A 13196-nucleotide genomic window follows, 5' to 3' on the forward strand; every position below is an offset into this window, starting at 1 on the left:
CTAGAGTGGTCGGCGCAGCATTTTTTGGCAAGCGACTTTAGCATGCGTGGAAGGCGTTACGACGAGTACCTGTGCGCAAACACCTTCAACAAGACGGAAGGGCAAAGCGGCGTGATTACCGGTGCGACTACTGCGCGGTCTTTCTCCACGACCGAAACAGATCGAGCAGGACACGACATGGCGTCGACATCGCACCGCCCCTCCGCCAGACTGCGCCGACATCCATGGTCGGCACCGTCACGCTGAGATCCCGGCGACTAATCCGGTTTCCCTCCAGAGACCAGGGTCGATAGACCAGATCCGAAAGGATCGTGACACCCTGCCCGAGCGCGACAAGACTTCTTACCGCTTCGATCGATTTGCTCTGCATCCAGACATTCGGTGCGACGCCGTAACTTCCCCAGTACTTGCCGACCGTTCGCAAATGCTCGTCCATGTCCAGAAGCAGATAGTTCTCGCGCGCAACATCTTCGAGTGTGACCCGTTGCGCCTCTTGCAGAGGATGGTCAGGGGAAGTCCACAACCGGCGGGTAAAGCGAAGAATCGTCTCGTACTTCAGGGTTTTGATTTCCGCCGTGTTCGACACCAGCAGGAGCGCGATATCGAGGCGATCGTCGACGAGCATCTCCTCAATGACATCCCGCTCGCTTTCGACGATGCTCACACTCAGGTTGCCGAAACGTTGGGCAATCGTGGAAATCAGCGACGGCATCAGGTAAGCCGAGATGGTTTCGGTCACGCCGATCCGGACATGTCCCGAGATCTGTTCTGGATCTTCCTGTGCCGCTGCAACGGCGCGCTCGACCGACACCGCCGCGTGTTGCACATGGCGCAGAAATCGCTCTCCCGCCTGGGTGAGCCGAACCCCTTTCGAATGACGCTGAAGCAGCGTCACGCCCACCGCATCCTCGAGTTTCTTCAACGCGATCGTCATGGACGACTGGGACACCGCGCAAAGGTCGGCCGACTGGGAAATCTTCCCGGTGTCGGCGACGGAGACGAAGTATTCGATCTGGCGAAGCGTGATGGATGTGCTCACGGGCATAAACCTGGAAAGGCCGGGCAGCGATGGAACAGCGCTGCCTCGAAGACCGGACAGTACATCGGATCGGGCCGCCTGATATTGATCCAATATATATCAGGCTATCAAAAGTATGAATTTGTCATGATCATTTCGGCTTCCTAGCATGCCGTAATCATGAAGCGGACGATGCGAACGAATGGATACGCAGGAGAAAAAGGGGTTTTGCACGCTGTGCCGGTCGCGGTGCGGCACGATCAATGTCGTGCGTGGCGACATGATGATCAAGGTACAGCCCGACCCCACGCATCCGACCGGCCATGCGATGTGCATGAAAGGTAAAGCCGCGCCTGAACTGGTGCATAGCCCGAGCCGCGTGCTGTATCCCATGCGGCGCACGCGCCCCAAGGGTTCGGCCGATCCCGGCTGGCAGCGCATCGGCTGGGACGAAGCGCTGTCCGAGATTGCGGAGCGTCTTGCGCATTTCAGGCGCGAGAACGGCGCCGAGTCGGTTGCGTTCGGCGTGACCACGCCGAGCGGAACACCGATGAGCGACAGCATCGACTGGGTCGAGCGATTCGTCTGGTTATATGGAAGTCCGAATATCTGCTACGCGACCGAGATCTGCAACTGGCACAAGGACAGCGCCCATGTCTTTACGTTCGGTTGCGCAATGCCGACAGCGGACTACCAGAACGCCGAGCTCATCATTCTGTGGGGAAACAATCCCGCCAACACCTGGCTGGCCCAGGCCGATGCGATCGCAAAGGGTCGCCGCAACGGGGCACGGCTGATTGTCGTCGACCCGCGGCCGACAGCGCTCGCCCGCGAAGCGGACCTCTGGCTGCGCGTCCGCCCGGGAACGGACGGGGCGCTCGCGATGGCGATCGCGCGACAGATGATTGCGATCGGCAACGTCGACGATGCCTTCGTCCGGACATGGACGAATGGCCCGCTGCTGGTGCGTGCCGATACTGGCCGGTTCTTGCGGGAACGGGACATCGACAGGCACGCATCGAACAACCGGTACGCAATCTGGAACCAGGCGCTCGATCGGCTGGAACTGGTCGGCGAAGAGGTCGGCACCACGCCTTTCGATCTGTCGATGTCGGGCACGCGTTACGTCGCGATCGATGATTCGACCGGCCGCCGGACCGAGGTGGCATGCACACCGGCATTCGACCTCTATGCGAGGGCGCTCGACGACTTCACACCAGAACATGCGAGCGCGATTACCGGCGTCAGCGCAGACGACATCATCAAGGCCGCCGAGATGCTGAGGCCGCGCCAGCGTATTGCGTATCACGCGTGGTCTGGGGTTGGCATGCACACCAACGCCACGCAGACGGAGCGCTCCATCGCGACGCTGTATGCGTTGACGGGCGCGTTCGACACGCGTGGCTCGAATCGGGAACTGAAGAAGCAACCGGCCAATGTGGTCAGCAGCTACGCGATGCTGAATCCGCAGCAGCGTGCGAAAGCGCTCGGCCTCGACGAGCGGCCGCTCGGGCCACCTTCGCAGGGTTGGGTGACCGCGCGCGATGTCTATCGGGCCATCCTCGACGGCGAACCCTATCGGATCCGTGCGCTGGTCGCATTCGGCACGAACATGGTGATGTCCCAGGCGGATAGCGGCATCGCCCACGACGCGCTCTGCGCGCTCGACTTCCACGTTCACTGCGATCTCTTCGAAACGCCGTCGTCGCGCTATGCGGACATCCTGCTGCCCGTGAACACGCCGTGGGAGCGCGAAGGGTTGCGGCTCGGCTTCGAGATCAACGAGCGTGCGGTCGAACTGATCCAGCTCCGGCAGCGCATGGTGCCGCCGAGGGGAGAAAGTCGCGCGGACTACGATATCGTCTTCGATCTCGCTGTACGTCTCGGGATGGGTGACGCGTTCTTCGGCGGGAGCGTCGAAGCGGGATGGAATCACGTGCTCGAACCGCTCGGACTGGACGTCGCATCGTTGCGCGCCCGTCCGGAAGGTGTCGACAGGCCATTGGTCCAGCGCGAGCGGCAGTATGCGTCGGCGACGCCCGACGGCGCACGCGGGTTCAACACGGAGACCCTGCGCGTCGAGCTGTATTCCGAGAAGCTGCATCGCCACGGCTACCCGCCCGTTCCACACTACGTGCCGCCGCAACACGGCCAGGACGGGGACGCGAACAATCGCCGCCGTTTCCCTTGCACGCTGACCTCGATGAAGAACGGCTACTACTGCCACAGCCAGCACCGCGGTCTCCCGAGCCTGCGTCGCCGCGCACCGTATCCGGTCGCTGAACTCAACAACGCGCTGGCGGCGGAACACGGCATTGTCGACGGTGACTGGTTCCTGATCGAAACGACGAACGGCTCGGCGCGCTTCAAGGCGCGTCTCGTCGCGGAACTCGCGCGGGACGTGATCGTCGCCGAATACGGCTGGTGGCAGGCCTGCGACGAGATCGGCATGGATTCGCTCGAAGCCGGCGGTCAAAGCAACAGCAATTTCAACCAGCTCGTCTCGGCGGCAGTGCTCGATCCGGTAAGCGGCTCGTCGCCGCTGCGCTCCGTGCGTTGCCGCGTCCGGCGTGACCCGTCGATCGATCCGGCGCGTCGGGCGTGGCCGGGGCTGCGGGAATTCGTCGTGTCCGCCGTACGGCTAGAAGCGAGCGGCGTGCGAGCCGTCACGTTCCGGGCCGCGGATGGCGGGGCGCTGCCGGACTACCTGCCCGGCCAGCACGTGACCGTGCATATTCCGGCGCTCGGCGACGGCGGCACCACGCGAGCCTATTCCCTGACCGGCGCGGCTCGCGAAGACAAGCGCCGGACCTACTCCATCGCCGTGCGTCATCAAAAAGGCAACACTCGCGACGGCGTGGCTTTCGAAGGCACGATGTCCTCGTACATCCACGGCGCTCTCAAGGTCGGCGACCCCGTACTGCTTGGCGCGCCCGCCGGTACGTTCATCGTGCCGCCCGCGTTGAAGCAGCCGGTCGTGATGTTCGCGGGCGGCATCGGGATCACGCCGTTCGTCTCCTATCTGGAGTCGATCCAGGATCTGGGCGACCAGGCACCGGAGTCGCGACTCTTCTATGCCAATCTGAACAGCCGGACTCACGCCTTCCGGGAACGCATCGAAACATTGAAACGGCGCTTGCCGAAGCTGGAAGTGGTCGACTGCTACAACCAGCCCAATGACGAGGCACTGGGCCACGATTTCCAGATGCGTGGCTACCTGACGGCCGACGTGGTCAGCGACGATCTGATCCAGCGGCGCGCCAGGTTCTATCTATGCGGCCCCGAGCCGATGATGCAGGCGATTACGTCCGGGCTGATCGAGCGTGGCGTGCCGCCTGTCGACATCTTCAAGGAAGCATTCCGGTCTCCGTCCCGGCCGGCGGCCGATCCGTCAAAGCGATTCGCCGTGCAGTTCACGCGATCGCATCGCACGGCCACCTGGACACCGAGCGACGGAAGCCTGCTGTCGTTTGCGGAAAACCTCGGGATCGCCATGCCGAGCGGTTGCCGCGTCGGGCAGTGCGAGAGTTGCGCGGTCAGGGTCGTAGCGGGAGAGGTCACGCATCTGAGCGGGCACGGACCGGACGAAGCGGAGGTGTGTCTTGCCTGTCAGGCCATTCCAGCCACCGACGTCGTCATCGACGCATGAGTTCATTTGAGAAAAGGACTGACATGAAAATTTTTGACACCCTCGCGACACGCGAGGCCCTCGATTTCGAATCGCTGATCTCGCGTCTGAGACAAGCCTTTATCGACGGCTGTCATGTGCCGCTACGTCATTCGCACGTACTCAATACAGACAGCGAAAACGAGGGAACCGTTCTCGTGATGCCGGCGTGGCAAGACAACGGTTACCTGGGCATCAAGACAGTCAACATCTTTCAGGGCAACGCGAAACGCGGCATGCCCGGACTGCACTCGACCTATGTGCTGTATGACGGAAGAACCGGCGCCCCGCTTGCGCAACTCGACGGAAACGAAATCACGTCGCGCCGCACCGCTGCCGCTTCGGCCCTGGCCGCAACGTATCTGGCCCGCCGCGATGCCTCGCGCCTCGTGCTGCTGGGCGCGGGTCGGGTCGGCAGCCTGGTTCCGCTCGCCTACCGCAGCCAGTTGCCGATCGCGAACGTCGAGGTGTGGGATAGAAATCCGGAAGCCGTTGCCGCGCTGGTCGATCAATTGATCCGTTTGGGCTTCAATGCGGCGCCCGTCGCCCACCTTGAAGCGAGCGTTCGTCGCGCGGACGTCGTGACGTGCGCAACGCTTGCGACGGAACCTGTCGTATTCGGCGAGTGGTTGTCTCCGGGCTCGCATCTTGACCTGATCGGCAGCTTCACGCCGCGCATGCGTGAGGCAGACGACGCTTGTTTCCGGCAGGCGGAAATTTATGTCGATACGGACGAAGCGCCGCAAAAATCCGGCGACTTGCTCGGCCCGCTGTCTCGCGATGTCATGACGATCAGCAGCCTCAGCAGAACGCTGACGGCACTGTGTCGGGGCGAGGTCGAGGGGCGCGTCAACGACAGTCAGCGAACCGTTTTCAAAGCAGTCGGCACTGCACTGGAAGATCTGGCGGCTGCCGTGCAGGTTTACGAAAAATCAAACTGAAACCGTGACGCGAAAGGAGATCGAGATGAAAGAATTGACGGAAATGCGCAAGAGTGACGCGTCCGACGCCGAGCGTGAGGGCGTACTCGAACGAATGGCCGGCAGCGTGGCGCGCTGGTCGGAAAAGTGGTTTCCGGACGCGTATATTTTCGCGGCCATTGCGGTCGTGATCGTGGCGGCCGGCGCGCTGGCGATCGGCGCGCCGGTCAGGCAGGTCGGCATTGCGTTCGGCGACGGTTTCTGGAGCCTCATCCCGTTCACGATGCAGATGGCGATCGTCGCCATCTCGGGTTACGTCGTCGCGGTATCGCCGCCCGCGTCGAGACTGATCGACGGGCTCGCGCGCCTGCCGTCGTCCGGGCGTGCGGCGGTGGCGTTCGTCGCGCTGATCAGCATCGGCGCATCGTTGTTCAACTGGGCCATCAGCCTGATCTTCAGCGGTCTCCTGGTTCGTGCGCTTGCGCGCCGTACCGACCTGCGCATGGATTACCGGGCCGCCGGCGCGGCCGCATATCTGGGCATGGGCGCGACGTGGGCGCTTGGCTTGAGTTCGTCCGCCTCGCAACTGCAGGCGAATCCGGACAGCCTGCCCAAGGCATTGCTGGCCATCACCGGGGTGATCCCGTTCTCCGAGACCATCTTTCTGCCCCAGTCGATGCTGATGGCCGCGGTGCTGACCGCTGCGTCGTTGCTGATCGCTTATCTGTCCGCACCCAGCGACGCGCGTGCGAAGACCGCGACTGAGCTGGGGATTCAACTCGACGAAGCGCATGCGACGATCGCGCGACCGACACGCCCGGGAGACTGGCTCGAATACAGCCCGCTCATCACCGTCGTTATCGTCGCGATCGGTGCGATCTGGGGTTGGCACGAGCTCACGACGAAAGGCCCGATGATCGCGATCTCGAATCTGAACACCTACAATTTCCTGTTCCTGATGCTCGGAATGTTACTGAACTGGCGGCCACGGCGATTCCTCACCGCCGTTGCACGTTCGGTGCCGTCGGTTGCCGGCGTACTGATCCAGTTTCCGTTGTACGGTGGCATCGCCTACCTCCTGACGAAAGCGTCGGCGCCCACCGGATTGCCGCTCTCCGATCACCTCGCGCATTTCTTCGTCGCGCTGTCCTCGCATTCGTCGTTTCCCGCGGTGATGGGGGTGTATTCCGCCGTCCTCGGATTCTTCGTGCCTTCCGGCGGCGGCAAGTGGATTATCGAAGCACCCTACGTGATCGAGGCCGCCAAACTGCTGCAGGTGCACCTGGGCTGGGCGGTGACGATCTACAACGCGGCCGAGGCATTGCCGAACCTGATCAACCCGTTCTGGATGCTGCCGCTCCTCGGCGTGCTCGGGCTGCGCGCACGCGACATTGTCGGATTCACGTTCACGCAACTGGTCGTGCATCTCCCGCTGGTGATCTTCATGCTCTGGGCCTTTGCGGGGACGCTCACCTACCATTCGCCAGTCATGCCTTAACTCACGCCGCGCTCCCGATGACCGACTGACTTCGCCTCAATCCTTCCGCGCGCCGCGCACTCGAAGCAGCCGAACGATGCCGCAGCTTTACCGCGGCCGCCAACGAACGGAGTCTGACACACGGCGCGATCCGCCATCAGATCCGGCAGATCGAATCGATGCTGGAAATTTTTTCGCAGCGGCGATTTGGGAATTCTCCCCGGCTGTTCTTGCCAAAATGGCCACAGCACCTCACCGAAGATTGCTGTGGCCATATGTTCCGGCTAAAAACACTGATGTAAAACATTTACGAAAAGTCGCGACGCTGAATCACTTTATTTTTCCGCGCAGACATTTTAATTTACATCAGTGCGGAATATCAGCCGCGGTGCCAAACCGTGTTGTTCGACCACAGCAACTTACCGTCAGTCGCCAGAACACCCGTTTTAGGCGGTTGATCGTCAGTAAAATTGACGGTCAGAACCGGGGCGCCCAGGTTCGAGCTATAGCCTTGAAACGGACCGCGGCCGCCTGAATATTGAACGGAAACAACGTCCCAGGCACCGGTAATCGTGATTTTGGTATTGTTGCCATCGATCCACTGTCCTGCAAATGTGTTTGCACTCATGTCTTTATCCTCGGAATGGCCTCTCACAGGGACCAGCGAATTATTGAAGTGAGTAGGCATCTGCAATATGCAACTGGAAGGCGTTGCCCCGTTAAACGTGGCGCCACAAAAAAATCCATAATAAATAGAAAGGGCCTTCGTGGCACGCCAATAATGGACCGCTGCATTTTACAAGTAAACCAGATTGTGGGTAAAATATGATATCGGCATAAGAATGTGAAATAAAATGATTTAATTCGATTATTTCATGCCTGATAGATTGATAATCTCGTGCCGTCTCGCCTGGTTCAACTGGAGTCCACTATTCCCGATCTGATGAACTCACTTTGTCACAGGCTTGTCATTGAAATCATGAATCACTTGGTTCAAGTCAAAGGTGCTTGAAAATATCGCCGGGATACCGTGAACGAGAACCGCTGGACCTTCATTGAGACCAGAAGACGTTCTCCGGCAACGAGCGCTCGAGATCGAGGACGTGAAGCGGTGAACCGCGAAACGCCAGCGCATGCGGTTCGGGCGCAAGTTGACGAAGATCGATCGCGGGATCGAGCAACTTGAGCCTCGCGGGGCTGCCAACTAGCAGTCAGACAAACACGTTAATGATCCCGCCAATCAACCCCACCACAGGCGCAACCGCTGCAACCGCCGCGGCAACGTGGACCACGTCGCCGGCGATACGGTCCACTGTCTGAACGAAATTCGAATTCGACGACGGCGCACGCTGGTTCGACGACGACGTCGTCCATTGATTTGATGCTGCGACAGCGGAGCTCGCAAGGGAACCGATATTCACGCACACCTCCAGTGAGATCAAACAAGGGAGAACAGGTTGGCAGCCCGCATGACGACATTCAGTGCTTACCGACCCGTAACACCCCTTACTTTAAATAAGCGTTGCTGGTCGCGCTCGCCGGCGCGTCCACGTGCAACATCGCAGCCATGCGGACCTGATTCATCGGACGCTGGAATCATATGAAACATTTTCCTTTCCGGCAAGTAAGCTGTTGTGAGAGATTTGGTAAGGAAATGGAAGTTCTTTTGATAGAAATACGGCAGTGCGCGTTGAGGTTTTTCCACGCTACAAAAATCATTACGGATTCCAGATGATCTGGATTTCGCCCAATGCCCTCTAAAATTCAGTACATAGTCAGCGCACGGAACGCCATTCATACCGCTCGACAAAAACTTCACCAACGCAAAGCCCCTCTTCTTCCGTCGTCACCTGCAACGGTCATCCACGCGACCCTCGCTAAAGTCACGATACCGTCACGAAATCACCGCCACACTGCGGCTCTCAACTGCGGCCGCTTCAGCCCACCTCGTGGTGCACTTCGCGTTGAATTGAGCATAGACTTGGCAAGCGCGATTTCCATCGAGCGCTGCTATGCGCCGCACAACGCTGGTCACACGCGATTCGCCGCTGCAACAGTAATCATCTGACCAGGAGCTTACGTATGCACGACATGGCGGCTACGGACGACTTGCAAAAAGCGAATATCAAGTCGGTCCAGGAGTACATCGACGAGCGGCCGATGTGGGCAGACGGAACGCGCTTACCTTCAATTCCAATGACCAAGATGCAGTGGCGCATCTGGTCACTCGCCGCGGCCGGAAAGTTCTTTGAAGGCTTCGTCGTGTTTATGACCGGTGTCGCGCTGCCGCTAATCTCGCGCGAGTTCGGCATCGGCGCGGCGCAGAACGGCTTTATCAGTGCGGCGAGCCTGTGTGGCATTCTGGTCGGCGCGGTGGGACTGGGCGGCATGTCCGATCACTTCGGACGCAAACGCATGTTCATCGTCGAGATGATCATCTTCGTCGCGTTCCTCGTGCTGCTGGTGTTCTGCACCAATTTCGTTTCGCTGGTGGTGTGTCTGTTCGGTCTGGGCGTGGCGCTCGGTTGCGACTATCCGACCGCCCACATGATCATCTCCGAAAGCATTCCGAGTACGAGTCGCGGCAAGCTGGTGCTGGCCGCGTTTGCCTTTCAGGCGGTGGGCGCGCTGGCGGGAACGGGCGTGGGCTTTCTGGTGCTGTCGATGGTGCCGACGCTCGACGCATGGCGCTGGATGTACGGCACGGCGATTTTCCCGGCCTTGCTGGTCACGATCGGGCGCTTCTTCATTACCGAAAGTCCCAACTGGCTGCACGTACGCGGCGCGACCGATCGGGCGGAACTCGCCGCTCGCCGGTTGCTGGTTCGTTACCCGCAGTATCCGGCCGAGATCGTTCTTGCGCGCGAATTCGTCGTGGTCGGAAAAGGTGAGCACGAGAAAGGCAGCTTCCTCGCGCTGTTCGAACGGAAGAACCTGCGCGCGACGATCTTCGCCTCCGCGCCCTGGTTTCTGCAGGATCTGGGCACCTACGGCATCGGCATCTTCACGCCGACGATTCTCGCCACCGCGTTCGGCGCCAAGCCCGATCACGTGCGCAGCATCGCCGATCTGATCCTCAACGATATCCTCGCCGCCAAGGGCGCTGCGCTGATCACGGCCCTGCTGATCATCGGCATCATGTTCGCGGTTGCGCTGGCGGACAAGTTCGGGCGAATCTGGCTTCAGGTCGTCGGCTTCGTCGGCTGTGCGGTCGGCTTGCTGATCGCGTCGTTCTCCGACAGCTTCGACGGCACAGCGAAAACCGCGATGATTTTCGCGGGCTTCATGCTCTTCAATTTCATGACCAATCTCGGACCGAACGCGCAAACCTATCTGCTCGCGGGTGAAGTCTTCCCCACCTCGATCCGCGGAACCGGCGCGGGCTTCGCGGCAGCGGTCGGCAAAATCGGCGCGGTCGCCACGGCGTTTCTGTTTCCGATCCTGCTCAACAGCATCGGCACGGGTCCACTTCTTTACATTCTGGTGGGTACGTCGCTCCTCGGCGCCGTGGTCACGTGGTTGTTCCGTATCGAAACCAACGGGGTGAACCTCGACCAGATCGGCCGCTAATCGTACGCGGCCGATTACCGGCACGCGATTGAAGCAATGCTTTCGCAACAAGGCGACGGAGACTCGCATGGCTTACCCGCGTAACAGGCAGGGATTCTGGTTAAAGTGGCGCAACTTCGCAGGATGGACGCTCGGTGCGGCGACACTCACCATGCTGGTCAGTGCCCCCGGTCTGGCACAAGAGATGACGCTCAACGAAACAGGCTCGACCCTGCTCTATCCGCTTCTTACCATTTGGGTCGCGCAATACGCCAGGTCCCACCCCGGCGTTCAGATCAATATCGGCGCCACCGGTTCCGAGGCGGGTGTCCAGCAGGTGATCGCGGGCAAGGTGAATATCGGCGCGTCGGACGCCTACATGTCGGACGCGGAGATCAAACACAATCCGCGGATCATCAATGTGCCGCTGGCCATCGCCGCCCAGTCGATCAACTACAACGTGCCGGGGCTCAACGCGATTCATCTGAAGCTGGATGGCCCGACGCTTGCCGGGATTTATTCCGGTACGGTCCGCTCGTGGGACGCACCGCAAATCACGGCACTCAACCCGGGTGTGTCGCTGCCTCATCACGCGATCGTGCCGATTCGTCGCGCGGAAGGTTCGGGCGACACGTTCGTGTTCACGCAATTCCTGACGTTCTCCACGCCTTCGTGGGAGAGCGATCACGGTTACGGCACAACGATCTCATGGCCCAGCGTGCCTGCCGGCATAACGGCCACCGGCAATGCGGGCATGGTGAAGTCGATCCAGTCGACCGACTACTCGATTGGTTATGTCGGCGTGAGCTATAGCGATAACATTGCCCAGGCGAAAATCGGCACGGCGGCGCTGAAGAATGGCGCGGGCGAATTCGTCTTGCCGACCCGGGACACGATCATGGCCGGCGCTGCTTCGCTCGGCGCACGCACGCCGCCTGACGAGCGCCTCACGCTGGTATTCGCGCCCGCTAGCGACGCTTATCCGCTCGTGAACTATGAGTACGCCGTTGTCTCTACCCAGCAATCCAGTCCGGCAACCGCCGCCGCGATTCGTCGTTTTCTGCTCTGGACGATTCTGCCGTCCGAAGACAACGAGGCGTGGCTGACCGGCGCGCACTTTATTCCGTTGCCACCGCACACCTGGGAATTGAGTCAGGCGCAGATCCAGTCGATCAAATGAAAAAAGCCCTGCGCGACGCGCAGGGCTCGACGCTCATTGCGTAACGCCCCTCAGGGCTGATTGACCACGATGTAGGTCACGTTGCTGCCTTGATACTGCGGTTGATACCAGACCGTCCCGCATTGCATGTACGCGACATTGACACGCATCACCTGAACGCAACTCGGCGGCAACTGATTGGCGCGTATCACCGAGCCGACCACCGCCGACGTAACCGCCACCGTTGCGGTCACGGCCGCGGCCGTCGCGATCGGATGATAGTGGTCGTCATAACGGCCGCCGTGATTGTCGACGTTGATGTTGACGTCACGATTGCTGTTCACGTTGACGTTCTTGTTGCTGTTCACCGTGGTCCGACTCGAACTGCGGTTCACCTTGTTGCCGCCCGCCGGCCCGGGTCGATTGATGGATGCCTTGGCCTGCCCTTTTTCACGCGGTCCGGCCAGCGAGTCGGCCGACGCGGCAGCGGTGACAAGCGCAACAGCCGTGACCGCCAGCAGAACGAATTGCGAATGTGTCCGTTTCATCTGGTCACCCCTTATTCCTTGACTTTCTTGAACGGGATCGACGTATCGCCCTTGCCCGGTGCGAACGTAAAGCTGGATTCCTTGATGGCCGGCGTCAGGTTCCAGCGGTACACCGCGCTGTATTCAGGCTTGCTGTCGTCGTCGGTCGTCGTGATGACGAGCTTGCAGGGCAAGGGCTTGTCGGAGCGGGACACCCACAACTGCCAGTCGGCGCCATCCTGGCGGAACGCCAGGTGATCACACACCTTGCCGTCGACCTTCGACGGGCCGACGTACGCCGCGCTCTTGAGCGCGTCGATCTGCGACTGATCGCTGCCGAACAGGAACAGATCTTCCATGGGCAACTGCAGGCCGTAGTAGTCCTCGAACTGGTGCAAGGCATCGAGGATTTTCGGCGGTGCGTTGACCGTGGTGTAGTACTTCAGGCTCGGCGAGTACTGCGTAAGCTGTTTGCCGTTGTAGAAGTACTCGCGGCTTTGCGTGTCGGTTTCGGCTCGCGCGTAGAGATGACTTCTGCCCTGCACCACCATCTCCGTGGTGCCGAGCGTCTTGATCTTTTGCCCGTTGTCGAGCACGACATCGCGCTCCACCGCGGCGTTCACCTGGAAATCAGGCAGGCTGCGAAGGTAATCTCCCATTTGCACCACTTTATCCACGACCTGTGGATTGACCACGGCGGCGGAGTCGGCGGGTTCGGGGGCATTGGTTGCGTCGGCGGCCCAGACTGAGGTGGTCAGTGGAACCACCAGCAGACATAGCAATCTGGCGCTAGGTGCCATAGGGCTTCTCCTGAATAGTCGTAGTACAGGATCGAAAAACGACGGTAATAGCGATTTCGAACAGGCAGCTGATACGGCG

At 60.5% G+C, this 13196-nt stretch carries 10 protein-coding genes and 1 pseudogene; 6 read left to right on the forward strand and 5 right to left on the reverse strand.

The annotated features are described in order from the left end of the window. Positions 1-127: 127 nt before the first annotated feature. Positions 128-1039, reverse strand: a complete 912-nt coding sequence (locus FA94_RS27410; RefSeq protein WP_035563181.1) for a LysR family transcriptional regulator — start codon at positions 1037-1039, stop codon at positions 128-130. 181 nt (positions 1040-1220) lie between these two features. On the opposite strand from FA94_RS27410, the gene FA94_RS27415 reads away from it, so the two are divergent. From FA94_RS27415 to FA94_RS39930, 4 genes and pseudogenes are all read left to right on the forward strand, one after another. After that, the gene (locus FA94_RS27415) at positions 1221-4667 is read left to right on the forward strand and encodes a molybdopterin-dependent oxidoreductase (RefSeq protein ID WP_035557153.1); all 3447 of its coding nucleotides are present in this window, start codon (positions 1221-1223) and stop codon (positions 4665-4667) included. 23 nt (positions 4668-4690) lie between these two features. Continuing rightward, complete coding sequence (gene lhpI, locus FA94_RS27420) at positions 4691-5626, forward strand: bifunctional Delta(1)-pyrroline-2-carboxylate/Delta(1)-piperideine-2-carboxylate reductase (protein WP_035557155.1); 936 nt, start codon at positions 4691-4693, stop codon at positions 5624-5626. Positions 5627-5651: 25 nt separating this feature from the next. After that, a complete protein-coding gene (locus tag FA94_RS27425; protein ID WP_035557158.1) occupies positions 5652-7103 on the forward strand; it encodes a short-chain fatty acid transporter in 1452 nt (483 codons plus the stop codon). 107 nt (positions 7104-7210) lie between these two features. Next, positions 7211-7384, forward strand: a pseudogene (locus tag FA94_RS39930) (hypothetical protein); the annotation flags it as partial. 77 nt (positions 7385-7461) lie between these two features. Here the strand turns inward: FA94_RS39930 and FA94_RS27435 are convergent. Together FA94_RS27435 and FA94_RS27440 are read right to left on the reverse strand one after the other, a co-directional pair. Beyond that, positions 7462-7710, reverse strand: coding sequence for a hypothetical protein (locus FA94_RS27435; protein WP_035557162.1), 249 nt, complete (start codon positions 7708-7710; stop codon positions 7462-7464). Between the two features lie 583 nt (positions 7711-8293). Next, entirely contained in the window at positions 8294-8503 is a 210-nt protein-coding gene (locus tag FA94_RS27440; protein ID WP_035557164.1) for a hypothetical protein, read from the reverse strand. A 661-nt stretch (positions 8504-9164) separates the two neighbouring features. Here FA94_RS27440 and FA94_RS27445 point away from each other — a divergent pair. Then, a complete protein-coding gene (locus FA94_RS27445) occupies positions 9165-10652 on the forward strand; it encodes an MFS transporter (RefSeq protein WP_051980793.1) in 1488 nt (495 codons plus the stop codon). A gap of 67 nt (positions 10653-10719) precedes the next feature. Beyond that, positions 10720-11811, forward strand: a complete 1092-nt coding sequence (pstS, locus tag FA94_RS27450; protein WP_081936161.1) for a phosphate ABC transporter substrate-binding protein PstS — start codon at positions 10720-10722, stop codon at positions 11809-11811. Between the two features lie 50 nt (positions 11812-11861). Here the strand turns inward: pstS and FA94_RS27455 are convergent, their stop codons facing one another. Both FA94_RS27455 and FA94_RS27460 read right to left on the reverse strand, forming a co-directional pair. Then, entirely contained in the window at positions 11862-12338 is a 477-nt protein-coding gene (locus tag FA94_RS27455; RefSeq protein ID WP_035557168.1) for a hypothetical protein, read from the reverse strand. An 11-nt stretch (positions 12339-12349) separates the two neighbouring features. After that, positions 12350-13117, reverse strand: coding sequence for a DUF2092 domain-containing protein (locus FA94_RS27460; RefSeq protein ID WP_035557171.1), 768 nt, complete (start codon positions 13115-13117; stop codon positions 12350-12352). Positions 13118-13196 lie beyond the last annotated feature (79 nt).

Origin of the sequence: Burkholderia sp. 9120, assembly GCF_000745015.1 — a bacterium.
Lineage (GTDB): Bacteria > Pseudomonadota > Gammaproteobacteria > Burkholderiales > Burkholderiaceae > Paraburkholderia.